The sequence below is a fragment of the Streptomyces sp. NPDC059787 genome (assembly GCF_042732315.1).
GTDB classification, from domain to species: Bacteria; Actinomycetota; Actinomycetes; order Streptomycetales; family Streptomycetaceae; genus Streptomyces; species Streptomyces atrovirens.
On sequence record NZ_JBHWHX010000058.1, the window covers coordinates 1 to 24,353 of the forward strand.

At 71.8% G+C, this 24,353-nt stretch carries 20 protein-coding genes; 11 read left to right on the plus strand and 9 right to left on the minus strand.

Going from position 1 to position 24,353, the window contains the following annotated elements:
* Positions 1-188 precede the first annotated feature (188 nt).
* The 3 genes from ACFV5H_RS33425 to ACFV5H_RS33435 all read left to right on the plus strand — a co-directional run bounded on the left by ACFV5H_RS33425 (position 189) and on the right by ACFV5H_RS33435 (position 5,976).
* Positions 189-1,673 (plus strand): ABC transporter permease, encoded by a 1,485-nt coding sequence (locus ACFV5H_RS33425; protein WP_385198565.1) that lies wholly within the window; start codon positions 189-191, stop codon positions 1,671-1,673.
* Positions 1,674-1,753: 80 nt separating this feature from the next.
* On the plus strand, positions 1,754-2,437 hold the full coding sequence (locus ACFV5H_RS33430) for an ABC transporter ATP-binding protein (protein WP_385059253.1): 684 nt from the start codon (positions 1,754-1,756) through the stop codon (positions 2,435-2,437).
* A 209-nt stretch (positions 2,438-2,646) separates the two neighbouring features.
* Positions 2,647-5,976, plus strand: coding sequence for a S8 family serine peptidase (locus tag ACFV5H_RS33435; RefSeq protein WP_385198566.1), 3,330 nt, complete (start codon positions 2,647-2,649; stop codon positions 5,974-5,976).
* Positions 5,977-6,045: 69 nt separating this feature from the next.
* Here ACFV5H_RS33435 and ACFV5H_RS33440 read toward each other — a convergent pair whose 3' ends face one another.
* Positions 6,046-6,963, minus strand: coding sequence for a helix-turn-helix transcriptional regulator (locus ACFV5H_RS33440; RefSeq protein ID WP_385059258.1), 918 nt, complete (start codon positions 6,961-6,963; stop codon positions 6,046-6,048).
* A gap of 174 nt (positions 6,964-7,137) precedes the next feature.
* Between ACFV5H_RS33440 and ACFV5H_RS33445 the strand changes: the two genes are divergently transcribed.
* Entirely contained in the window at positions 7,138-8,178 is a 1,041-nt protein-coding gene (locus tag ACFV5H_RS33445) for an NAD(P)-dependent alcohol dehydrogenase (RefSeq protein ID WP_385059261.1), read from the plus strand.
* Positions 8,179-8,307: 129 nt separating this feature from the next.
* Here the strand turns inward: ACFV5H_RS33445 and ACFV5H_RS33450 are convergent, their stop codons facing one another.
* Positions 8,308-9,426 (minus strand): hypothetical protein, encoded by a 1,119-nt coding sequence (locus tag ACFV5H_RS33450; RefSeq protein WP_385059264.1) that lies wholly within the window; start codon positions 9,424-9,426, stop codon positions 8,308-8,310.
* A 143-nt stretch (positions 9,427-9,569) separates the two neighbouring features.
* Between ACFV5H_RS33450 and ACFV5H_RS33455 the strand changes: the two genes are divergently transcribed.
* A complete protein-coding gene (locus ACFV5H_RS33455) occupies positions 9,570-10,727 on the plus strand; it encodes a cystathionine gamma-synthase (protein WP_385059267.1) in 1,158 nt (385 codons plus the stop codon).
* A gap of 7 nt (positions 10,728-10,734) precedes the next feature.
* Here the strand turns inward: ACFV5H_RS33455 and ACFV5H_RS33460 are convergent, their stop codons facing one another.
* The 3 genes from ACFV5H_RS33460 to ACFV5H_RS33470 all read right to left on the minus strand — a co-directional run bounded on the left by ACFV5H_RS33460 (position 10,735) and on the right by ACFV5H_RS33470 (position 12,127).
* On the minus strand, positions 10,735-10,983 hold the full coding sequence (locus tag ACFV5H_RS33460) for a hypothetical protein (RefSeq protein ID WP_385198568.1): 249 nt from the start codon (positions 10,981-10,983) through the stop codon (positions 10,735-10,737).
* Complete coding sequence (locus tag ACFV5H_RS33465; RefSeq protein ID WP_385198569.1) at positions 10,980-11,483, minus strand: sigma factor-like helix-turn-helix DNA-binding protein; 504 nt, start codon at positions 11,481-11,483, stop codon at positions 10,980-10,982. The genes ACFV5H_RS33460 and ACFV5H_RS33465 overlap by 4 nt, the downstream gene beginning before the upstream one ends.
* A 149-nt stretch (positions 11,484-11,632) precedes the next feature.
* Positions 11,633-12,127, minus strand: coding sequence for a MarR family winged helix-turn-helix transcriptional regulator (locus ACFV5H_RS33470; RefSeq protein ID WP_385057508.1), 495 nt, complete (start codon positions 12,125-12,127; stop codon positions 11,633-11,635).
* Positions 12,128-12,295: 168 nt separating this feature from the next.
* On the opposite strand from ACFV5H_RS33470, the gene ilvA reads away from it, so the two are divergent.
* From ilvA to ACFV5H_RS33485, 3 genes are all read left to right on the plus strand, one after another.
* On the plus strand, positions 12,296-13,525 hold the full coding sequence (gene ilvA / locus ACFV5H_RS33475; protein ID WP_385198571.1) for a threonine ammonia-lyase: 1,230 nt from the start codon (positions 12,296-12,298) through the stop codon (positions 13,523-13,525).
* A 185-nt stretch (positions 13,526-13,710) separates the two neighbouring features.
* Entirely contained in the window at positions 13,711-14,703 is a 993-nt protein-coding gene (locus ACFV5H_RS33480; RefSeq protein WP_385057504.1) for an ATP-binding cassette domain-containing protein, read from the plus strand.
* Entirely contained in the window at positions 14,700-15,548 is an 849-nt protein-coding gene (locus ACFV5H_RS33485) for an ABC transporter permease (RefSeq protein ID WP_385198573.1), read from the plus strand. The genes ACFV5H_RS33480 and ACFV5H_RS33485 overlap by 4 nt, the downstream gene beginning before the upstream one ends.
* Positions 15,549-15,605: 57 nt before the next feature.
* On the opposite strand, the gene greA is transcribed toward ACFV5H_RS33485, so the two are convergent.
* Positions 15,606-16,103: a transcription elongation factor GreA gene (greA, locus tag ACFV5H_RS33490; RefSeq protein WP_085572197.1), complete on the minus strand. Its 498-nt coding sequence runs from the start codon at positions 16,101-16,103 to the stop codon at positions 15,606-15,608.
* Positions 16,104-16,271: 168 nt separating this feature from the next.
* Entirely contained in the window at positions 16,272-16,670 is a 399-nt protein-coding gene (locus ACFV5H_RS33495) for a DUF4307 domain-containing protein (RefSeq protein WP_385198575.1), read from the minus strand.
* 148 nt (positions 16,671-16,818) lie between these two features.
* Here ACFV5H_RS33495 and mca point away from each other — a divergent pair, with 148 nt between their 5' ends.
* Positions 16,819-17,700 (plus strand): mycothiol conjugate amidase Mca, encoded by an 882-nt coding sequence (gene mca / locus ACFV5H_RS33500; RefSeq protein ID WP_385057498.1) that lies wholly within the window; start codon positions 16,819-16,821, stop codon positions 17,698-17,700.
* Complete coding sequence (locus ACFV5H_RS33505) at positions 17,693-17,935, plus strand: hypothetical protein (RefSeq protein ID WP_385198576.1); 243 nt, start codon at positions 17,693-17,695, stop codon at positions 17,933-17,935. The genes mca and ACFV5H_RS33505 overlap by 8 nt, the downstream gene beginning before the upstream one ends.
* 151 nt (positions 17,936-18,086) lie before the next feature.
* Here the strand turns inward: ACFV5H_RS33505 and ACFV5H_RS33510 are convergent, their stop codons facing one another.
* Positions 18,087-21,287, minus strand: coding sequence for a tetratricopeptide repeat protein (locus tag ACFV5H_RS33510; protein WP_385198578.1), 3,201 nt, complete (start codon positions 21,285-21,287; stop codon positions 18,087-18,089).
* 149 nt (positions 21,288-21,436) lie between these two features.
* Between ACFV5H_RS33510 and ACFV5H_RS33515 the strand changes: the two genes are divergently transcribed.
* The gene (locus ACFV5H_RS33515) at positions 21,437-23,503 is read left to right on the plus strand and encodes a thioredoxin domain-containing protein (protein ID WP_385198579.1); all 2,067 of its coding nucleotides are present in this window, start codon (positions 21,437-21,439) and stop codon (positions 23,501-23,503) included.
* 114 nt (positions 23,504-23,617) lie between these two features.
* Here ACFV5H_RS33515 and ACFV5H_RS33520 read toward each other — a convergent pair whose 3' ends face one another.
* Entirely contained in the window at positions 23,618-24,349 is a 732-nt protein-coding gene (locus ACFV5H_RS33520; protein ID WP_385057489.1) for a Mut7-C RNAse domain-containing protein, read from the minus strand.
* Positions 24,350-24,353: the final 4 nt, after the last annotated feature.

The window sequence follows — 24,353 nt, forward strand, 5'->3', positions numbered from 1 at the left end:
CACAAACCGCGTACAGCCGCACCACCACGCCCGCAAGCCGCCGGCCACCGCGCCGCCCCCCCCCCCCCCATGCGCGATGCCGCCGCCCGCTCCCCGCACGGGGAGCGGACGGCGGCATCGGTCTTCTTCTCATGGGGCTCTTATGGAGCGCTTATAGCTTCATCACCAACCGTCCCTAGCTTGCCGCCATGTTCTTCACCTACCTGAGGCGCGAGCTGCGCCGCCGCAGAAAGGCGGCCCTCGTCGTCGCCTCCGGGCTCGCGCTCGGCATCGCGCTGGTCATCGTGGTCAACTCCGTGTCCTCCGGCATGAGCAAGGCGCAGGAGAAGGTCCTGGAGTCCCTGTACGGGCTCGGCACGGACATGACGGTCACCAAGGCCGCGGAGGCCCAGTCCGGGACCACCGGCGAACGCCCCCGGTTCCAGTTCGACGCCCAGGACGACGACTCCGGCGAGGAGCAGAGCAGCGACCGCGTCATGGTGCAGGGCTTCCAGACCCTGGCGAGCTCCACCGTGACCAAGGTCGGCGAGCAGGACGGTGTCGCCGACGCGGTGGGCGGACTGAGCCTCCAAGTCATGAAGGTGAGCGGTGAGTTCACCCGGGGTCAGTTCCAGCAGGACGGCCAGGGCGCCGAGGGCGGTCAGGGCGGCGGTCCCGGTGGCGGCCAGTCCTCCCCGGAGGGCCGGGTCGAGGGCGGCGGCGCCAACTTCGACGTCAACAGCTACTCCGTCTACGGCACCGATGTCACCGAGCCCGCCCTCGGCCCGCTGACCTCCTCCGAGATCACCGACGGACGCACCTTCAAGACGACCGAGACCGATGCGAAGGTCGCCGTCGCCGACTCCGCCTACGCCAAGGAGAAGGAGCTCGAGACCGGTGACACCGTCACCGTCAAGGGCACCAAGTACAAGATCATCGGCATCGCCACCGCCACCAGCGGGGACGCCGCGGCCAACCTCTACCTGCCGCTGAAGCAGGCGCAGACCCTCGCCGACGCCAAGGACAAGGTCACCACGATCTACGTCCAGGCGACCGACTCCCAGCAGATCGACAGCGTCAAGTCCGGGATCCAGAAGAACATTTCCGGTACGACCGTCACGACCTCCGCCGACCTCGCGGACACCGTCTCCGGCTCCCTGTCCACCGCCTCCTCGCTCGCCGCGGGCGTCGGCAAGTGGCTGTCGATCGTGGTGCTCGTGGCCGCGTTCCTCGTCGCCGGCCTGCTCACCTCCTCCGCCGTCTCCCGCCGGGTGCGCGAGTTCGGCACCCTCAAGGCACTGGGCTGGAAGTCCGGCCGGGTGACCCGGCAGGTGGTCGGCGAGTCCATGGTCCAGGGCCTGATCGGCGGCGTCCTCGGCATCGCGCTCGGCCTGGCGGGCGCGTACGCCGTCACCGCCGTCAGCCCCACCCTGCAGGCCCAGCTCGGCGGCAGCGGCAGCGGCAGCGGCAGCGGCGGCGGTGGCGGCATGGGAGGACCCGGTGGCGGTATGGGCGGCCCCGGCCGGCAGACCGCCTCCAAGACCCTCGACGTCGCGCTCACCGCGCCGGTCAGCCTCACCACCCTCGCCCTCGCGGTCGGCCTCGCCGTGGCCGGCGGCCTCGTCGCCGGCGCCTTCGGCGGCTGGCGTGCCTCCCGGCTGCGGCCGGCCGACGCGCTCCGCCGCGTCGAGTAGCACCCGCCCGGCACCGGCCCAGGGGGGCCCGCCCGCAGCGGACGGGCCCCCACCCTCGTACGCGACCCAGGAGCAGACCCATGTACGAACTCAGAGGCGTCACCCGGCGCTACACGCGCGGCAAGGAGACCGTCAACGCCCTCGACGGAGTCGACCTGACCATCCCCGACGGCGACCGGCTCGTCATCCAGGGCCCCACCGGCGGCGGCAAGTCCACGCTGCTGCAGATGCTCGGCGGCCTCGACCGGCCCACCTCCGGCGAGATCGTCCTCGACGGCACCGACCTGGCCAAGCTGCCCGAGGCCCGGCTCACCCGGGTCCGCAGCGAGAACATCGGCTTCGTCTTCCAGTCGTTCAACCTGATCCCCACGCTCACCGCGCAGGAGAACGTCGAGACCGCGCTCGTCCCGCTCGGCGTGAAGGCCAAGGAGCGCCGGGAGAAGGCCGCCGAGGCGCTGGCGTCGGTCGGTCTGGGCGAGCGGCTGGGCCATCTGCCCAGCGAGATGTCAGGCGGTCAGCAGCAGCGCGTGGCCATCGCGCGGGCGCTGGTGAAGGAGCCGAAGGTGCTGCTCGCCGACGAACCCACCGGAAACCTCGACGAGTCGATGCGCGACGAGATCATGGACGTACTCATCCGCATGTGGAAGGAGCTGGGGCTGACCTTCGTCATGGTCACCCACGACTCGGCCATCGCGAAGGCGGCCCCGCGCCTGGCGACGATCCGCAAGGGGCGGATCACCGTGAAGGAGAACACGAAGGCCTGACCGGGAAGGTGTCAACCACGCGGTTGTGTAACGGAGTTCCGGCGGTGGCGTTACAGTCACCCGGCGACTTCCGCACCCTTTCCGGCGTCCCTTGAGGCGCTTGATCACCCCTCGGCATACTGCGAGATCCGGGGGGTGCGCGCATGCGTACGAGACCACCCCCGGCCGGGTGGCGTCGAGTTCGCCCGGCGATCCCGCTAGGGGGAACCTTGCGCAGACAAGTGAAGAGGGCGTGCGCGGCCACGGTCGCCACGGCGACCGCCGTGGCGCTCGCGGCGGGCATGGCCGGCCCGGCGTCGGCGAACGGGGAGCGCACGACCGCCGTCTCCTCGACGGAGGCGTCCGCGGTGAAGGCCAAGCACCGGATCACGCTGATCACCGGTGACCGGGTCGCCGTGGACGCCAAGGGCCGCGTGGTCGGCCTGGAGCGGGCCGAGGGCCGGGAGCACATACCCGTGCAGGTCCGCCGCACAGGCGGGCACACCCTCGTGCTGCCGGCCGACGCCGCCCGGCTGATCGCGAGCGGCAAGCTGGACCAGCGGCTGTTCGACGTCACCGAGCTGAACGAGGCCGCGACCCGCGGCTCCCAGAAGCGGGGCCTGAAGGTCATCGTCGGCTACAAGGGCGGCGCTCAGGCCGCCAAGGCCGACGTCCGTGACGCGGGCACGGTCCGCCGGACCCTGAAGTCCCTGAACGCGGACGCGGTGCAGACCCCGCACGAGGACACGCCCGAGCTGTGGGACGCCGTCACCGACGGCGACCGCACCGCCTCCGGCATCGCCCACGTCTGGCTCGACGGGGTCCGCGAGGCCTCCCTCGACACGTCCGTGGGGCAGATCGGCACCCCGAAGGCCTGGGCGGCCGGCTACGACGGCAAGGGCGTGAAGATCGCCGTCCTCGACACCGGTGTCGACGCCACCCACCCGGACCTCAAGGGCCAGGTGACCGCGTCCAAGAACTTCACCACCGCGGACGGCGCCGGCGACAAGGTCGGCCACGGCACCCACGTCGCCTCCATCGCGGCCGGTACGGGCGCCCAGTCCAAGGGCAAGTACAAGGGCGTCGCGCCCGGCGCCGAGATCCTCAACGGCAAGGTCCTCGACGACGCCGGCTTCGGCGACGACTCCGGCATCCTCGCCGGCATGGAGTGGGCGGCCGCGCAGGGCGCCGACGTCGTCAACATGAGCCTGGGCGGCACGGACACGGCCGAGGTCGACCCGCTGGAGGCCGCGGTCAACAAGCTGTCCGCCGAGAAGGGCGTACTGTTCGCCATCGCGGCCGGCAACGAGGGCCCGCAGTCGATCGGTTCGCCCGGCAGCGCGGACGCCGCCCTCACCGTCGGCGCCGTCGACGACAAGGACGCGCTCGCCGACTTCTCCTCCACCGGCCCGCGCGTCGGCGACGGCGCCATCAAGCCGGACGTCACCGCTCCCGGCGTGGACATCACGGCCGCCTCGGCGAAGGGCAACGCCATCGCCGAGGAGGTCGGCGAGAAGCCGGCCGGGTACATGACCATCTCCGGTACGTCGATGGCGACCCCGCACGTCGCGGGTGCGGCGGCGGTCCTCAAGCAGCAGCACCCCGAGTGGACCTCGGCGGAGCTGAAGGGTGCGCTCACCGGCTCCACCAAGGGCGGCAAGTACACGCCGTTCGAGCAGGGTTCGGGCCGCGTCCAGGTCGACAAGGCCATCAAGCAGACCGTGATCGCCGACCCGGTGTCGCTGAGCTTCGGCGTCCAGCAGTGGCCGCACACCGACGACAAGCCGGTCACCAAGGCACTCACCTACCGCAACCTCGGCACCCAGGACGTCACCCTCGAGCTGACGTCGACCGCCACGAACCCCAAGGGCAAGGCGGCCCCGGCCGGCTTCTTCACCCTGGGCGCCACGACGGTCACGGTCCCCGCGGGCGGCACGGCCTCCGTGGACGCGACCGTCGACACCAAGCTGGGCGGCACGACCGACGGCGCGTACTCGGCGTACGTGGTCGCCACCGGCGGCGGGCAGACCGTGCGCACGGCCGCCGCGGTGCAGCGCGAGGTCGAGTCGTACGACGTGACGCTGAAGTTCCTCGACCGCGCGGGCAAGCCGGCCTCCAACTACGTCGCCCACCTCGCCGGTCTCTCCGGCCTGGGCGCCGACCGGTGGTACCAGCCCTACGAGGCAGACGGCACCGTCACCGTCCGCGTGCCCAAGGGCGGTTACGTCCTGGACACCAGCATCCTGGTCGGCTCCGACCCGGAGAACTACCAGGGCGCCGACTGGATCGCCCAGCCGAAGCTGAACGTCGCCAAGAACACGACGATCACCCTGGACGCCCGCAAGGCCAAGCCGGTGAAGATCACCGTGCCGGACAAGGCGGCCAAGCCGGAGTTCGCCTCCGCCGACTACACCGTCGAGACGAACGACTCCTCCTACGGCTTCGGCTGGTGGCTGGACTCGTACGACAACTTCCGCTCCGCCCACCTCGGCCCGCAGATCACCGACGGCTCGCTGAGCCAGCAGTGGGACGCCCACTTCAGCAAGGGCGCCAAGGAGCAGTACAGCACCGTCATCGGCGCCAAGGTGAAGAACCTCGCCACCGGCTACACCCGGAACTACAAGGCCGGCGAACTCGCCACGGTGAAGGTCGGCATGGGCGCCGCGGCGAGCGGCAAGAAGGGCATCGTCAACCCCACGGGCTGGCTGCCCGGCAGCAGCGGAGCCTCCTCGTTCAGCGACGAGCAGAACCTGCCCGGCACCCGCACCCTGCACCTGTCCACCGCGGCCGGGGTGAAGTGGGACCTCGACTTCGAGCAGATCGGCGGTGTCGACGCGGACGGCTGGCCCGTCTCCGAGGCCGGGTACCTCATCGGCGCCGCGAAGGGCTACAAGGGCGGCAAGACGTACCAGGAGACCGTGAACACGGCCGTCTTCGGACCGCGTCTCACCTCCGACTACGGCGTCTTCCGTGACGGCAACAGCATCTCGGGGCTGCTCCCGCTGTTCGCCGACGGCAAGGGCCACGTCGGCTCCTCGGCGTTCACCTCGGTCACCACGAGTCTCTACCGCAACGGCAAGAAGGTCGGCTCGAACGACGACCCGCTGCTCGGCGAGAAGGAGTTCAAGGTCCCGTCCGGGGACGCCTCCTACAAGCTGACCACCTCGGTCAAGCGCAGCGCCAAGGTCGCCGCCGCCTCCACGCGGATCGACGCGAGCTGGACCTTCCGCTCCAAGAAGACCGCCGACCTCAAGCAGCTGCCCGTCTCCACGGCCCGCTTCCAGGCGGCCACGGGTCTGGACAGCAAGGCGACGGCCGGCAAGAAGGTCACGGTCCCGGTCACCGTCGAGGGCGCCGCCAAGGGCAAGAACCTCAAGTCCCTGTCGGTGTACGTGTCGTACGACTACGGCAAGACCTGGAAGAAGACCACGGTCAAGAAGGGGAAGATCACCTTCAAGAACCCGGCGAAGGGGAAGGCCGTCTCCTTCCAGGCCAAGATCGCCGACAAGAAGGGCAACACGTCGACGATCTCGATCTACAACGCGTACTACGGCAAGTAGTCCGTGAGCGGACGGCCCGCCGGAAGCACTGCTTCCGGCGGGCCGTTCCGCGGTCGGGGGGCCTCCGTCTCAGGGAGTCGTGGCGTCCGCCCCGGCTTGCCGGGCGTCCGTGCCCCAGCTGCACAGCAGCTTCAGGGCCTCCGCCGACGGTGAATCCGGCTCCGCGAAGTACGTGACCAGCGACTGCCCGGTGTCGTCACCGGCCGGACGGAACGACTCCCACAGCAGCGTCAGCTCACCGACCAGCGGATGCCGGACGCGCTTGACGCCGTGGCTCTTCTCCTTGACGTCGTGCGCCGCCCACAGCCTGCGGAACTCCTCGCTCTTCACGGACAACTCGCCCACCAGCGAGGACAGCTGCGGGTCGTCGGGGTGGTAACCCGCGTCCATGCGGAGGTAGGCGACCATGTCGTACGCCTTCTGCTCCCACTCCACGAACAGCTCCCGGTAGTCCGGGTTCAGGAACACCAGCCGCGCCCAGTTCCGCTCCTGCGCCGGAAGCCGCCCCCAGTCCCCGAAGACCGCCGCCGCCATCCGGTTCCAGGCGAGGATCTCCGAGCGCCGGCCCACGACGTACGCCGGGACCGCGTCCATCGACTCCAGCAGATGCCGCAGCGCGGGGCGGGCCTGCTGGGTGCGGGCCGCCGGCTTCCGCTTCTGCCGCTTCGGCTTCGCCAGATGCGTGAGGTGGGACCGCTCGGCGTCGGTGAGGCGCAGGGCGCGCGCGATCGACTCCAGCACCTCCGCCGACACGTTCTGCCCGTTGCCCTGCTCCAGGCGCGTGTAGTACGCCACGGACACCCCGGCGAGCTGGGCCAGCTCCTCGCGGCGCAGGCCCGGCACCCGGCGGTGCCGTCCGAAGTCCGGCAGGCCCACGTCCTCCGGCTTCAGCCGGGCCCGCCGGGTGCGCAGGAACTCGCTGAGTTCCGCTCGCGGGTCGAGGCCGCCGTTCGCGGGGCCGGCCGGGTGGGTGTGCTGCTCGTCCATGTCTCCAGTATTCCCGGTCGTACGCACAGCATCCTGTCCCCGTCAGTGGTACGCACAGCCAACGTAGGCAGAACCGTGGTCTGGGTAAGCCAGGGACGTCGGCGCAGGCTGGAGGCCGTGCCCGGCCGGACAGAAGGCGGCCGGGCGCACGACCTCACGAGGAGAACCCCCGGCATGACCACTGTTGCCGCATACGCCGTACCCGCCGCCAAGGCTCCGCTGGAGCGGACGACCGTCGAGCGGCGCGCGGTCGGCGAGCACGACGTCCTGATCGACATCAAGTTCGCGGGCATCTGCCACTCCGACATCCACCAGGCCCGTGAGGGCTGGGGTGAGGCGATCTTCCCGATGGTCCCCGGCCACGAGATCGCCGGCGTGGTGTCCGAGGTCGGCCCCGGCGTCACCCGGTACCAGGTGGGTGACCGCGTGGGCGTCGGCTGCATGGTCGACTCCTGCCGAGAGTGCGAGAACTGCGCGGCCGGCAAGGAGCAGTACTGCACCGGCGGCAATGTGATGACCTACAACGCCATCGGCAAGGACGGCGAGCCGACCTACGGCGGCTACTCGGAGAAGATCGTCGTCGACGAGAACTTCGTCGTCGGCATCCCCGAGGGAATCTCGCTGGACGAGGCCGCCCCCCTGCTGTGCGCCGGCATCACCACGTACTCCCCGCTGCGGCACTGGAACGCCGGCCCCGGCAAGAAGGTCGCGATCGTCGGACTCGGCGGCCTCGGCCACATGGCCGTGAAGATCGCGCACGCGCTCGGCGCCGAGGTGACGGTGCTGTCGCAGTCCCTGCGCAAGAAGGACGACGGGCTGCGGCTGGGCGCCGACCACTACTACGCCACCGCCGACCCGGCCACCTTCGCGGACCTGAAGGGCACCTTCGACCTGATCGTCTCCACGGTCTCCGCCCCGCTCGACCTCGACGCCTACCTGTCGCTGCTGCGGACGGACGGCGCGCTGGTGAACGTGGGCGCCCCGGAGGAGCCCGTCTCCCTCAACCTCTTCTCGGTGATCGGCGGGCGCAAGACCCTCGCGGGGTCGAGCATCGGCGGCATCGCCGAGACCCAGGAGATGCTGGACTTCTGCGCCGCGCACGGCATCGGCGCGGAGATCGAACTGATCGGCGCGGCCGAGATCAACGAGGCGTACGAGCGCGTCCTGAACAGCGACGTCCGCTACCGCTTCGTGATCGACACGGCGACGATCTGACGTTCGGCCCCGACCACATGGCCGGGACCGGCCGGCCGCCCGGTCCGGCGCCCGGGTGAACGTCGGCAGCGCGGCGGGCGCGGAATCGGGTCAGGGCCCCTGCCCCGGCGGGGGCCCTGACCGGTGTGTTCAGTGCGGGAGTGTCGCCGGGCTGCCGCCGTTCGCCTCGTAGCCGGCCACCGCCAGGGCGCGGTAGACGGTGAACTCGGCGGCCGGGTCGGGGGAGAGGGTCCAGGGGAGGGCGCCCACGTGGCCGTCGATGTGTATGAGCTGGCTCATGGCCTCCGCCCAGCGCTCACCACGGACCAGGAAGAAGACCAGCAGGTGCCGCACGTGCGCCGACATCGGGTCGTCGGGGCGGGCCGAGTGCACCGCGTGCAGCGCGCCGTGCATCGCCTTGGTGACGGTCTCGCTCCGGTAGAAACCGGCGACCAGGTTCACCTCGGGCAGGTGCTCGAACACCGCGAAGAGCGGCATGGCGGCGAGGAGGGAGCCCTGGGGCGCCCGCGCCGCCGCGGCCTCCGCGAACGCGTACGCCTGCTGCCGCGAACCGTGCCACTTCTCGCACCAGTAGTGCAGCGCGGCCAGGTGCGCCCCCATGTGGGCCGGGGCGCGGTCCAGGATCTTCAGCCAGACCTGCTCGAAGTCCTGCTGCGAGTAACCGAGTCCACGCGCCACGGACAGCTCCACGATGTACGGGACCGGGTCACCGGGAGCCAGCAGCGCGGCCTCGCCGCACGCCGCCTTCGCCTCCTCCATGATGATCCGGAACTCGTCCGTCCCGGGCGCCGCCGTACGCCACGCCTGCTGCACCAGGAACTCGGCGTGCACCGCGGCTCCCCCCGCGTCCTTGGGCAGCTCGGTCCGCCACACCCGCAGCCACTGCCCGCCCGGCGCCTCGCCCACCCCGCCGGGCCGCTGCTGCAGCTCCAGCGAGGCCGCGCCCGCGAACGCCTGGACGCGCTGCCAGCGCGACTCGCCCCCCGCCTCCGTGCCGGCCAGCAGCTGCTGCGCCGCGCGGTAGTCCTGGGTGCGCTGCACCAGGTCCAGGACGTCCAGCAGGTCCTGGTCGGGGCCGGGCATGCGGATGTCCAGCTCCTCCTCGCGGGCGAAGCCGTAGTTCGCCGGGTCCGCCGCGTCCGGGTGGCCGGCGGGGACCTGCGTGATCGTCCCGCGCCCGCGCCTCACGAACGGCAGCACCACGAAGCCGAGCATGACGAGCGCGATCAGGACCCAGAGAATCTCCATGTCACAAGCGAACCAGACCACGCCGACAATTGGCCAACCCGGTACCGGGCCCTGTGGAAAACCCCCGGCGTCCGCCCACGCCGCCCCGCCCCGCCCGCTCCGCGTCCGTCATCCGCGCCGTACGCGCACTACCCTCGGTGCCCATGAGCGACAGGCACATCAGTCAGCACTTCGAGACGCTCGCGATCCACGCGGGCAACACCGCCGACCCCCTGACGGGCGCGGTCGTCCCGCCGATCTACCAGGTGTCCACCTACAAGCAGGACGGCGTCGGCGGCCTGCGCGGCGGCTACGAGTACAGCCGCAGCGCCAATCCGACCAGGACCGCGCTGGAGGAGAACCTCGCCGCCCTGGAGGGCGGCCGCCGCGGCCTCGCGTTCGCGTCCGGACTGGCGGCCGAGGACTGCCTGTTGCGTACGCTGCTCAGCCCCGGCGACCACGTGGTGATCCCGAACGACGCGTACGGCGGCACGTTCCGCCTCTTCGCCAAGGTCGTCGCCCGCTGGGGCGTGGAGTGGTCGGTGGCCGACACGAGCGACCCGGCCGCCGTACGGGCCGCCCTCACCCCGAAGACCAAGGCCGTCTGGGTGGAGACCCCCTCCAACCCGCTGCTCGGCATCACCGACATCGCCGCCGTGGCCCAGGTCGCCCGGGACGCGGGCGCCCGGCTCGTCGTCGACAACACCTTCGCCACGCCGTACCTCCAGCAGCCGCTCGCGCTCGGCGCGGACGTCGTCGTGCACTCCCTGACCAAGTACATGGGCGGCCACTCCGACGTCGTCGGCGGCGCCCTGATCACCGGCGACGCGGAACTGGGCGAGGAGCTCGCCTACCACCAGAACGCGATGGGCGCGGTCGCCGGCCCCTTCGACTCCTGGCTGGTGCTGCGCGGAACCAAGACGCTCTCGGTCCGCATGGACCGGCACAGCGAGAACGCGACGAAGGTCGCCGACATGCTCACCCGCCACGCGCGCGTGACGAGCGTCCTCTACCCGGGACTGCCCGACCACCCCGGTCACGAGGTCGCCGCCAAGCAGATGCGGGCCTTCGGCGGCATGGTCTCCTTCCGCGTGGAGGGCGGCGAGGAGGCGGCCGTCGAGGTCTGCAACCGGGCCGAGGTGTTCACGCTCGGCGAGTCCCTGGGCGGCGTCGAGTCGCTGATCGAGCACCCCGGACGGATGACGCACGCGTCCGCGGCCGGTTCCGCGCTCGAGGTCCCCGCCGACCTGGTGCGCCTCTCCGTGGGCATCGAGAACGTCGACGACCTGCTCGAAGACCTCCAGCAGGCGCTCGGCCGGTAGACCCCGGTCACCAGCCCGTGAGCGGTGGAGTCGTCTCCGACGGCGGCTCCACCCACGGGCGGGCCGTCAGCGCCCACACCACGAACGCCACGGTCACCGTCAGCGACAGCAGCCACATCGCGCGGCGGGCGAGCGTCCTGCGGCGCAGGACGCGGACCCCGCGGCGGACCGCGTCCGCGTGGAGCTCGGGCGGCACGCGCGGCGGCGACTGCTCCAGCATCCGCCGTACGGTCGCCTCACGCCTCATCCGGGTCACGACGGCACCGCCTTGACGCCGCCCACCGCCGGGGCCGGTCCCGGGGGCGGGCGCAGTACGGCGGCCATCGCGCGGTGGAAGACGGTCCGCACGCGCTCCGCGGACAGGCCGAGCAGGGCCGCCGTCTGTTCCTCGGCGACCCCCTCGTGCAGCCGCAGGACCAGGACCAGGCGTTCCTGCGGGGAGAGCCGGGCCAGCGGGCCCTCAGGGCGGGCGCGGGGGCGGAGCAGCCCGCCGCGCCGGTGCCAGGCGCCGTTCGCGAAGCGGGTCGCCAGGTACTGGCGGGTGTGGGCGTAGGGGTCCGCGCCGTGCAGCCGGTCCCAGGCCGCGTACGTGTGGGCCAGTGCGAGGGTCAGCAGGCGCCGGGCGTGCGGGTTGGCGTCCGGCGGCTCGGCGGTGAGCAGGGTCGCGGTGTGCAGCAGACGGGTGCCGGCGCCTGCGACGTACGCCTCGAACTCGCGGGCGCGGAGGTTGTCCTGGGAGGTGTGCCGTGGGTGCAACCGTGCCTCCCCTCGCCCCTGAGAGCCCTCGGTTCTCATATCAGGGCAGGACGCGTCCCGCGGTCAAGAGACGTGCATGCGCGATGCTCCGGTTTTTTCGCCCCCGCCGCCCCTTCCCGTCCCGGCCCCGGGGGCGCTGCCCCCGGAGATCAGGAGTCCGCCCGGTCAGGGGTGGACATCCGAGCCGACAACGCTCCGTTGAAGCGCGTCAGGAGCGCGCAGAACGCCTCGCGCTCCTCCGGGTCCCAGTCCTGCGTCAGCTCGGCCATCAACTGGCGCCGCGAGGAGCGCACTTCCTCCAGGCGCGACTGTCCGCGCGGGGAGAGCTGGAGCACGACCGCGCGGCCGTCCTCGGGGTGCGAGGTCCGTTTGACCAGGCCGGTGTCCACGAGCGGGGCGACCTGCCGGGTGACCGTCGAGGAGTCGATGCCCATGCTCGCGGCGAGCGCCTTGACGCCCATGGGACCTTCCTTGTCGAGGCGGTTGAGCAGCAGGTACGCGGCGCGGTCCATCGAGTTGCGCACCTGGCCGACCCCGCCCAGACGCGTCTGTTCGGCACGGCGGGCGAACAGCGCCACCTCGTGCTGCAGCGTGTCGAGAAGACCGGTGTCACCGACGGCCGTCAGGTCCGTCCTCATGTCCATCGACATATCAGGTGTTGTGGGCATGGCCGGGGACTCACTTCGTGGAGGGCTGCTAATTGGGGGACAGGGTACGCGGCCGGACGTCGGCCCGTACCGGCGCTGCGCAAAGCCGAGTCCGCGGGTTGGTCACACCGGTCGCCGCCACCGGTGAACTGCGATGCTGGAGTCATGAGCTACAGCACGGCCGACTCCCTGCGGACCGTCACTCTCGACGATGTGCGCGGCGCCCAGAAGATGCTCTCGGGCGTGGCACGGACGACCGCGCTGGAGGGCAGCAGGCACCTGTCCCGGCGGGTGGGCGCACCGGTGCACCTGAAGTGCGAGAACCTGCAGCGGACGGGGTCGTTCAAGCTGCGCGGCGCGTACGTCCGGATCGCCGGGCTGCTGCCCGAGGAGCGGGCCGCCGGTGTCGTCGCGGCGAGCGCGGGCAACCACGCGCAGGGTGTCGCGCTGGCGTCGTCGCTGCTCGGGGTGCGGTCCACGGTCTTCATGCCGAAGGGCGCCCCGCTGCCGAAGATCAGCGCGACCCGGGAGTACGGCGCCGAGGTGCGCCTGCAGGGCCAGGTGGTCGACGAGACGCTGACCGCGGCGATGGAGTACGCGCACGAGACGGGCGCCGTGTTCATCCACCCCTTCGACCACCCGGACATCATCGCGGGCCAGGGCACGGTGGGCCTGGAGATCCTGGAGCAGTGCCCCGAGGTGCGCACGATCGTCGTCGGGGTCGGCGGGGGCGGGCTGGCCGCCGGGATCGCGGTCGCGGTGAAGGAGCTGCGGCCCGATGTGCGGATCGTCGGCGTGCAGGCGGCGGGCGCGGCGGCGTATCCGCCCTCCCTGGCGGCCGGGCGTCCGGTGTCGGTGCGCAACCCGGTGACGATGGCCGACGGGATCAGGGTGGGGCGGCCCGGTGACGTGCCGTTCGGGATCGTCGGCGAGCTGGTGGACGAGGTGTGCACGGTCACCGAGGACGAGCTGTCGGCCGCGCTGCTGCTCTGTCTGGAGCGGGCCAAGCTGGTCGTCGAGCCGGCCGGGGCGAGCCCGGTCGCGGCGCTGCTGAGCCGGCCCGGCGCCTTCGAGGGGCCGGTCGTCGCGGTGCTGTCCGGCGGCAACGTGGATCCGGTGCTGATGGAACGGGTGCTGCGGCACGGCATGGCCGCGCAGGGCCGCTACCTGGCCGTACGGCTCCGGCTGACGGACCGGCCGGGCGCCCTCGCCTCGCTTCTGGGGGCGTTGTCGGTGGCGGACGCTAACGTCCTCGATGTGAGCCACGTACGGACCGATCCACGGCTCGGGCTCACGGAGGCGGAGGTCGAGCTGCACCTGGAGACCAAGGGCCCGGAGCACTGCGCGGAGGTCAACAGGGCTCTGCGCGAGGCGGGTTACACGGTCATGGACTGACGCCCGACGGGGTGTCACTCCTTCGGGTCATTCCATTGTGAGACGCGATACATCGCGTTATGGTGTGTGTCTCGCCGCCGGGTGGCCCCCGTCCGTCCCGCCGCCCGCGCCCGACGAAAAACCTCAGCACACCGAAGCGCGCAAACCTAGGCTTTCCGAAGAATCACGACGACGTGGAGACTCATATGCCAGGCGCCATCTATGCCGAAGGTCTGGTGAAGACCTTCGGGAACGTAAGGGCACTGGACGGCGTCGACCTGGAGGTCCCCGAGGGCACCGTCCTGGGCCTGCTCGGGCCGAACGGCGCGGGGAAGACCACCACCGTCCGCTGCCTGACCACCCTGCTGCGGCCCGACAGCGGCAGGGCGGTCGTCGCCGGCCTCGACGTGCTGAAACAGCCCGACGCCGTACGCCGCTCCATCGGCCTGTCCGGCCAGTTCGCCGCCGTCGACGAGTATCTGACCGGCCGCGAGAACCTGCAGATGGTCGGACAGCTCTACCAGATGAAGGCGAAGGCGGCGAGGGCCCGCGCGGACGAGCTGCTGGAGCAGTTCCACCTCGCGGACGCCGCCGACCGCACCGCCAAGACCTACTCCGGAGGCATGCGCCGCCGCCTCGACCTCGCCGCCGCCCTGGTCGTCTCGCCGCCCGTGATGTTCATGGACGAGCCGACGACCGGCCTCGACCCGCGCAACCGCCAGCAGCTCTGGGAGGTGATCAAACAGCTCGTCTCCGGCGGCACGACACTGCTGCTCACCACCCAGTACCTGGAGGAGGCCGACCACCTCGCGCACGACATCGCGGTCGTCGACCACGGCAAGGTCATCGCCCAGGGCACCTCCGACCAGTTGAAGGCCCGCACCGGCGGCGAACGCGTCGAGGTCGTGGTGCACGAGCGCGAGCACATCGAGTCGGCGTCCGCCCTCCTCGACAAGTACAGCCTGCGCGGCGCCGGCCAGGGCGACACCACGGTCGAGGACCACATGCGCAAGATCACCACACCGGTCTCCGGCGGCGCCAAGCTCCTCGCCGAGATCATCCGCGATCTCGACACCAACGGCATCGAGATCGACGACATCGGCCTGCGCCGCCCCACCCTCGACGACGTCTTCCTCTCCCTCACCGGCCATGTCGCGGAGGCCGAGGACGACGAGGACACCAAGGAGACCGCGAAATGAGCACCGTCACCGACACCGTCCGGGTCACGGCCCCCGGCAACCCCATCGGCCGGTCGATCCGGGACTCCCTGGTCGTCGCCCGCAGGAATCTGATCCGCATGGCCCGGATTCCCGAGATGCTCATCTTCGGGCTGTTCCAGCCCATCATGTTCGTGGTGCTGTTCACCTACGTGTTCGGCGGCTCGATCCAGGTCGGCTCGTCCAGCTCCACCCAGGCATACCGCGAGTTCCTGATGGCCGGCATCTTCGCCCAGACCGTCACGTTCGCCACGGCGGGCGCGGGGGCGGGCATCGCAGACGACATGCACAAGGGCCTCATCGATCGCTTCCGCTCCCTGCCGATGTCACGTGGTGCGGTGCTGACCGGCCGCACCATGGCCGACCTGGTACAGACGGCGCTCACCCTCGTCGTGCTGGCGGTGGTCGCCGTGCTCGTCGGCTGGCGCACGCACGAGAACTTCGGCAAGGTGCTCGTCGGATTCGGCCTGCTTCTGCTGCTCGGATACGCGTTCTCGTGGATCGGCGCGCTCATCGGCCTGTCCGTGCGCACTCCTGAAGCGGCGACCTCGGGCGGCCTGATCTGGCTGTTTCCGCTGACGTTCATCTCGAACGCGTTCGTGGACGCGAACCAGATGCCGTCCTTCCTCCGGCACATCGCGGAGTGGAACCCGTTCAGCGCCACCGTGCAGGCATGCCGTGAGATGTTCGGCAACCTTCCCCCGGGCTTCCAGACGCCCGACGCGTGGCCCATGCAGCACCCCGTCTGGGCCTCGTTGATCTGGTCGGTCCTGATCATCGCGTTCTTCCGGACACTCGCCGTGCGCAAGTACCGCTCGGCGGCATGACGAAGCCCCCGGCACCGCAGGGGTGCCGGGGGCCCGTCGGGGACTCGCGGGGGCGGGTCAGCCGTTGTACGGCTTCGCCTCCAGGATCTTCACCGAGGCCTTCTTGCCGTTCGGCAGCTCGTACTCCGCGTCCTCGCCGACCTTGTGGCCGATGACGCCCGAGCCGAGCGGGGACTGCGGCGAGTAGGTCTCGATGTCGGCGCTCGCGTACTCGCGGGAGGCGAGCAGGAAGGACAGCGTGTCGTCCTCGTCACCGTCGAAGGCGATCGTCACGACCATGCCGGGCGCCACGGCGCCGTCGGCCGCCGGGGCCTCGCCGACCTTGGCGTTCTCGAGGAGCTGGGTGAGCTGGCGCACACGGAGCTCCTGCTTGCCCTGCTCCTCCTTGGCCGCGTGGTACCCGCCGTTCTCCCGCAGGTCGCCCTCCTCGCGCGCGGCGGCGATCTTCGCGGCGATCTCCGTGCGCGCGGGACCAGTAAGGTACGCAAGCTCGTCCTTGAGCTTGTTGTACGCCTCCTGGGTCAGCCAGGTGACGTTCTCGCTGGTCTGGGTCACAGGTGCTCCTCGTAGGTACTGGGAATACAAAGCATCGCCCTACCCAGAAGGATGTTCCTCCAGGGATGGGCGAAACCACGAGCCTAACAATTGAGTGCCCGCAGGGGGAGGACATAAGCCACCGGACTCGTGTCAGCGCAGGTCAGTGGCCAGGTATTCCCCGCGGTGTCAGTCCGTGTGACAGCCGACGAGCTCGGCCGAGGTGCCCCGGGAGGTGGTGCGGAGCGTGACGACCTCGTCGACGCGCGTGGCGTCCTCGTCGAAGCGGAAGTCGGCGCGGCCCACCTCGGCGCCGTCCTCGGACTGGGAGCGGACCGTGCAGTAGCCGACGACGCCCGCGTCCTTGTGCACCTCCAGGTGCACCTTCACGGAGTCCTCGGAGGTGTCGAAACCGATCACCTCGGCGCTGATCTGGTTCTGGGCGACGTAGTGGTAGCCGAACCAGCCGATCAGTCCGAGCATCAGCACCGACAGCACGGCGCCGACGACCTTGAGGGTGCGGTCGGCACGCTGGTCCGAGGAGCGGCCGTAACGGCCCTCGGGCAGCCGCGTGCTCGACGTACTCATGATCGTCTCCTCGGCAGGAGGGGACCGGTGTCCCCAGGCGGGTCCCGGAGCGTGAAATCCGGAATTTTTCGTCCCCCGATTCGGTCACTATAGAAGCCTGCGACTGCGCCGCCGCACTGAGGGCGCCTACCGACTTGAGGATTGAGTCTTGACTGACCAGCTGCGACTGATGGCCGTGCACGCCCACCCCGACGACGAGTCGAGCAAGGGCGCGGCCACCATGGCGAAGTACGTGTCCGAGGGGGTGGACGTGCTGGTGGTGACCTGCACGGGCGGGGAGCGCGGCTCCATCCTCAACCCGAAGCTGCAGGGCGACGCGTACATCGAGGAGCACATCCACGAGGTGCGCAAGAAGGAGATGGACGAGGCCCGGGAGATCCTGGGGGTGAAGCAGGAGTGGCTCGGGTTCGTCGACTCCGGGCTGCCCGAGGGCGACCCGCTGCCGCCGCTGCCGGAGGGCTGCTTCGCCCTGGAGGACGTCGACAAGGCGGCCGGTGAGCTGGTGCGGAAGATCCGTTCCTTCCGTCCCCAGGTGATCACCACCTATGACGAGAACGGCGGCTACCCGCACCCCGACCACATCATGACCCACAAGATCACGATGGTGGCGTTCGAGGGCGCGACGGACGTCGAGAAGTACCCGGAGGGCGAGTACGGACCGGCGTACCAGCCGCTGAAGGTGTACTACAACCAGGGGTTCAACCGTCCCCGCACCGAGGCGCTGCACCAGGCGATGCTGGACCGCGGCCTGGAGTCGCCGTACGGGGACTGGCTGAAGCGCTGGAGCGAGTTCGAGCGCAAGGAGCGCACGCTCACCACGCACGTGCCGTGCGCCGACTTCTTCGAGATCCGTGACAAGGCGCTGATCGCGCACGCGACGCAGATCGACCCCGACGGGGGCTGGTTCCGGGTGCCGATGGATCTCCAGCGGGAGGTCTGGCCGACGGAGGAGTACGAGCTGGCGAAGTCTCTCGTCGATACCTCCCTCCCCGAGGACGACCTCTTCGCGGGCATCCGGGACAATGCCTGACATGAGCGCAAGCGCAAGCCTGGCAATGACCCACCTGGTGCCTCTGGCCAAGGAACTCGACGAGGACAAGGTGACCCCTGGTGTTCTCGGGTTCATCGTGTTCGCGGTGATGGCTCTGGCGGTGTGGGCCCTGATGAAGTCCATGAACCGTCATATGGGCCGCGTCGACTTCGTCGAGTCCGAGGCCTCGGGGACCGAGAAGGCCGAGGCGACGGCCGCGGAGAAGCGGGGCTGAGCCCGGCCGCCGCTCCCGCGGGCAGTCGTACCGCTGGGGCGGCACGGATGGGCGCGACCTCGGCCTCGTCGCAGCGGCTGCCCACAATCACCGGCCGGTGACCAGCACACCCTGTGTTTTCTCGCCCCCACCGGCCGGTGACCGGCGTGCCCTATGCCTTCTCGCCCACCGGTACCCCCATCACCTCCCGGGCGTGGCGGCTGGGGACCATGCCCAGGTGCCAGGCCTGCCAGCCCGCCTCCAGGGTGACGCCCCGCTCCAGGAGGAGCTGGTACGCCTCCACGCAGTCGGTCAGCTTGCCGTCACGGGTGGCGTGGCCGGACCGGCCCAGCTGGGACAGTTCCTCCTGGGCCACCGCCGTACCGACCTCCGTGCCGCCCGGTGCCGCGTACGGCAGCAGCGTGCAGCGCAGGAAGCGCGCCCAGTCCTCGCCGCGCCGGTCGCCGTAGGACACGAACAGGGACACCGCCTCGTCGCACAGCGCCAGCGCCTGCTGCGTGCGCGCGTTGCCCGCGTCGACGACCGCCAGCTCCAGGCAGGTCCACGCCTCCCCGTGCGCGACCCCGATGCGCTGGAAGTCGGCGCGCGCGTCCACCAGGAGCTGCCGGGCGAACCCGGAGTTCCGCAGCGACCCCGTCCGGGCCGCCCGCTGGTCCCGGGTCACCCGCGCCGAGTGGTGCCGGGCGCAGGCCAGGCCGTACACGTCCCGCATCCGGGAGAACATCGTGCGGGCGCGTTCCAGCTCGCGCACCGCCCGGTCCAGGTCACCGGTCTCCTCCAGTGCCTGGCCCAGGTAGTACAGCGTCCACGCCTCACCGCGCGCGTCCTCGTTGTCCCGGTGCCGGGCGGCGGCCCGGCGCAGGTCCTCCACCGCCGGTGAGGCGTCCCCGTCGACCAGCCGGGCCCGCGCCAGCTCGGTCAGCGCCCACGCCTCACCGCGGGCGTCGCGGGTGCGGCCGTACAGCTCCAGGGCCGTACGCAGCTCGGCCTCGGCGCGCGGCACGTCGTCCGTCCGCAGGTTCAGCTGGCCGAGCTGGAAGTGCGCCCACGCCTGCCCGTGCACGGACTCGCCCGCGCGGTGCAGCACCAGCGACTCGGTGAGCAGGTCCAGCGCCTCGGACAGCCGGGCCCGGTCCCGCTCCACCGCCGCCAGCGCGTGCATCGTCCAGGCGCGGTCGGTGGCCAGCTCGGGCGCGGCCTGCAGCTCCAGCGCCTCCCGCAGCTTCGCCGACGCCTCCGTCAGGTTGCCCTGGTGGTGCAGCGTGATGCCGAGCGAGGTCAGCGCCCGTGCCGCGCCCGCGTCGTGCTGCGCCTCCCGGTACAGGTCCACCACCGACGTCAGCGTGGTCCGCGCCTTGTCCAGCTCGCCCAGCTGCCGTGCCGCGATACCGGTGCGCCACTGCACGGAGCGCACCAGCAGCCCCTCGTCCACGGCCTGCGCCAGCTCGTTGATCTCACCCAGCCGGTACAGGTCGCCGCGCAGCAGGCAGTAGTCGCACAGCGCGCCGAGCAGGTTCAGCACCGCCGCCCGGTCCACGCCCTCCGCGTGCCGCAGCGCCGCCGTGATGAAGCTGGACTCGTCGTCGAGCCAGCGCAGCGCCTCGTCCAGCGAGGTGAAGCCGTACGGGCTGAAGCGGTCCGAGCGGGTCGACATGTTGCCGTCGACCAGCCGCAGCACCGAGTCGGCCAGCTCGGCGTAGTTCACGATCAGCCGTTCCTGCGCGGCCGCGCGCTCGGCCGGTTCCTCCTCGTCGAGGAGCCGGGCCAGGGCGAAGGCGCGGACGAGGTCGTGCAGCCGGTAGCGGCTGTGCCGTACGCGGTCGATCAGACCGGCGCGGTGCAGCGCGACCAGGTGCCGGGTGGCCTCGGCCTCGTCGGTGGCGAGGAGGGCCGCCGCCGCGGCGGCACCCAGGGAGGCCCGGCCGGCCAGGGCGAGCCGCCGCAGCAGCCGCCGCGGGGTCTCCGGCTGGTCGGTGTAGCGCAGCCACAGTGCCCGCTCGACCGGCTCGACGGGCCCATAGGCGCCCAGGTCGGTGGCGAGCGCGAGGGGGGAGCGGGGGCCCAGGGCCGCCCCGGCGATACACAGCGCCAGCGGCAGGCCCCCGCACAGCTCCCGCACCCGCTCGGTGGAATCGGCGTCGTAGGGACCCGAGGAATCCTGCGCGGCGGCCGCGAGCAGTTCCTCCGCACCGGCCGCGTCCAGCGGCTCCACCGGCAGCTGGTGGACCCGGGCCGGCAGATCGTCCGGCAGCCCGAGCGGCGCGCGGGAGGTGACCAGGACGAGGCTGTCGGACCGCTCCGGTATCAGCGTGCGCACCTGCTGCGGATCGGAGGCGTCGTCCAGGACGATCGTCACCGGCATCCCGGTCAGGTGCTGGTGGTACAGCTCGCTCAGCCGTTTGACCTGCTGGTCGGGGGAGGACCGCTCACGGAACAGCAGCTGCTCGCGGGGTGCTCCGAGCCGGTTCAGCAGATGCAGCAGCGCGTCCCGGGTGGACAGCGGGGGCTCGCCGGGGCTGTCGCCGCGCAGGTCGACGACGCAGGCGCCGCGGAAGTGGTCCTTCAGGTCGTGCGCGGCGCGCACCGCGAGCGTCGTACGGCCGCTGCCGGGCGCCCCGTGCAGCACGACCACCGTCGGCCGGGTCTCCGTGGTCGCGCGGGCCGCCTGCGCCCACTGCCGGATGCGCGCCATCTCCTGCCGCCGTCCCGCGAACGGGCCCGACGGCTCCGGGAGCTGCCCGAACGACTGCCCCAGCACGCTCCGCCCGCGGGCCGCCGCGCTCTTGTCCGTGCCGCGCAGCCGGGGCCCCGCCTTCTTCGGCCCGGTGGACGCGGCCAGCACCCGCTGCTGGTCCAGGAACGGGCGGATCCCCCGTACCTCCAGTGCCGTCAGCCACTGCAGCCGCAGTTGCTGCGGCCCGCCCGGCTGGCTCACCGCGCCGGCCCGGTGGTGCGCGGCGGGCACATGCGTGCCGGCCACCTTCACCACCGTCGCCGCCGCGCCGACGACCCCGACGGTCACACCCGCGCCCAGCGCCGTCCCGGTGCCCGTCCCGAGCGCCATGTCGGCGACCACGGCCGCGACCCCCGCCACCCCGGCCACCAGCAGCGGGGTCCCGGCGCCCTCGCGGGCGTAACGCTGCCGGAAGGTGAGCCGCCCGGCCTCCGCCTCGTCCAGGGCGCGCGTGTACGCCTCGTACTCCTCGGCCGCCGCCTGCGCCATCGTGTCCAGTGCCCCGCGCGCCCGCGCGAGCAGCGCCTTGCCGTCGGTGCGCCCGCCCGACCTGCGCACCTCCTCCTCCACGGCCCGCGCCAACAGCCGCTCGGCGTCCGCCCGCTGACCGTCCCGCATCTGCTGTCCCCCTCCGGTGGCGTCGGCCGGTCCCGGCCGCGTTCCCTGGCCACAAGTGTGTCGTGCGGGGGCCGTCGTGTGGAGAGGGCCGGATCTCCCGGCTGTGTGCTGCCGGGCTCCGGGACGGGTACTGCGGCAGGATGGACACCATGCCGAACCGACTGGCCCATGAGACGTCCCCGTACCTGCTGCAGCACGCCGACAACCCGGTCGACTGGTGGCCGTGGTCCCAGGAGGCGTTCGAGGAGGCGCGGCGGCGGCAGGTGCCGGTGTTGCTGAGCGTCGGCTACTCGAGCTGCCACTGGTGCCATGTGATGGCGCACGAGTCCTTCGAGGACCGGGCCACCGCCGACGACATGAACGCGCACTTCGTCAGCGTCAAGGTGGACCGCGAGGAGCGCCCGGACGTCGACGCCGTCTACATGGAGGCGGTGCAGGCGGCGACCGGGCAGGGCGGCTGGCCCATGACCGTGTTCCTCACCCCGGACGCCGAGCCGTTCTACTTCGGTACGTACTTCCCGCCCGCCCCCCGGCACGGCATGCCCTCCTTCCGGCAGGTGCTCCAGGGCGTCCACCAGGCGTGGGACGAGCGGCGCGGCGAGGTCGACGAGGTGGCGGGGAAGATCACCCGGGACCTGGCCGGCCGGGAGATGCCGTACGGCGACGACCAGGTGCCCGGCGAGCAGGAGCTCGCCCAGGCGCTGCTCGGGCTGACCAGGGAGTACGACCCGCAGCGCGGCGGGTTCGGCGGGGCGCCGAAGTTCCCGCCGTCCATGGTGCTGGAGTTCCTGCTGCGCCACCACGCCCGCACCGGCGCCGAGGGCGCGCTGCAGATGGCGGCGGACACCTGCGAGCGCATGGCGCGCGGCGGGATCTACGACCAGCTCGGCGGCGGCTTCGCCCGGTACTCCGTCGACCGCGACTGGATCGTGCCGCACTTCGAGAAGATGCTCTACGACAACGCCCTGCTGTGCCGGGTCTACGCCCACCTGTGGCGGGCCACCGGCTCCGAACTCGCCCGCCGGGTCGCGCTGGAGACCGCCGACTTCATGGTCCGCGAACTGCGCACCCCCGAGGGCGGGTTCGCGTCCGCGCTGGACGCCGACAGCGAAGAGGCGGTGTCGCCCGAAGGGGGGCGTCAGAAGGGCGGGACGGGCCGCCACGTCGAGGGCGCGTACTACGTCTGGACGCCCGCGCAGCTGCGCGAGGTCCTCGGGGACGAGGACGCGGAACTCGCCGCGCGGTACTTCGGCGTGACCGTGGAGGGCACCTTCGAGGAGGGTGCCTCGGTGCTTCAGCTCCCGCAGCAGGAAGAGGTGTTCGACGCCGGGCGGATCGACGGCATCAGGGAGCGGCTGCTCGCGGCGCGCTCCGCCCGGCCCGCGCCCGGCCGGGACGACAAGGTGGTCGCCGCCTGGAACGGCCTCGCGATCGCCGCGCTCGCCGAGACCGGCGCCTACTTCGACCGGCCGGACCTCGTCGAGGCCGCCGTCGCCGCCGGTGACCTGCTGGTCCGGCTGCACCTGGACGACCAGGCCCGGATCGCCCGTACCAGCAAGGACGGCCGCGCCGGGGCCAACGCGGGGGTGCTGGAGGACTACGCCGATGTCGCGGAGGGCTTCCTGGCGCTGGCGTCGGTGACCGGCGAGGGCGTCTGGCTGGAGTTCGCCGGACTGCTCCTCGACCATGTCCTGGCCCGCTTCACCGACCCCGGCTCGGGCGCCCTGTACGACACGGCGTCCGACGCGGAGCGCCTCATCCGGCGTCCGCAGGACCCGACCGACAACGCCGCCCCGTCCGGCTGGACCGCCGCCGCGGGCGCCCTGCTCGGCTATGCCGCGCACACCGGTTCCGAGCCCCATCGCACCGCCGCCGAACGGGCGCTGGGCGTGGTGAAGGCGCTCGGCCCGCGGGTCCCGCGGTTCATCGGGTGGGGGCTCGCGGTCGCCGAGGCCGTACAGGACGGGCCCCGGGAGGTCGCGGTGGTCGGTCCGGCGCTCGACGACCCGGCCACGACCGCCCTGCACCGCACGGCGCTCCTGGGCTCCGCGCCCGGCGCGGTGGTCGCCGTCGGAACCCCGGAGAGCGACGAGTTCCCGCTGCTCGCCGACCGCCCACTGGTCCAGGGCGAACCGGCCGCCTACGTCTGCCGCAACTTCACCTGCGACACCCCGACGACCGACCCCGACCGGCTGCGGAGGGCGCTGGGCAGCTGAATCCGGACTCGGGGGTGCGCGGGGCCGTGTCGGCATGCGGCTCCGCCGTGCGGGCGTGACAAGCCACGACGCGCCCGCGGTTCCCCACGGCGCTCCCCCGGCAACGCCACCGTGTCAACCCCGCTCGGCCCGCAACGCGACCGCCCGCTCCACGATCGCGACCAGTTGCTCGTGGTGCGCCCCCTTCCAGTACGCGCGCCCGCACTCACCGCACTGCGCGAACACGTCGTACGTACGGTGCGTCCCGCCCTTCAACTGGTCGGCGACCTCGTCCTTGGTGGCCCGGCGCAACATCCCGTTGCAGGCGGTGCACCGGCTCCACGGCCGTAGCTCGGGCCGGAACCGGTCGAGCACGTAGGTGAGTTGCTCCTCGGGCCGGGTGCTGTAGACGAACGCCCCCGCCCACAGCTCCCGCCGCCGCAGCAGCCCCCGGTCCCGGCTGAGCATCACCCGCTGCTCCGCCGCCGACCGCGCGGCCAGCGCCGGATCGCCGATGTCGGTCGACTCGTACGCCGTGTCCACGCCCAGCAGCCGCAGCCGGCGCGCCAGCGTGCCGAGGTGCACGTCGAGCAGGAACCGCAACGGCGCGCCCGGCACCCGCTGCGGATGTGCGACGGCGCGTACGGTCACCGACTCGCCCGCGGTCGGCACATGGCCGGCCGGCACCTCGCGGCCGTCCACGAGCAGCGCGCCCACCTCGGTCAGCGGGACTCCGAGGGACTCGACGACATGGCCGAGGCTGGAGACGCCGTCGGTGGCGGCCTTCGTGGCACCGGTGGGCCGTGCCCTGGGGACGAAGAGCAGCAGCTCGGGGGCGAACTCGACGTGGATCTCGGGACCGTTCACCCGC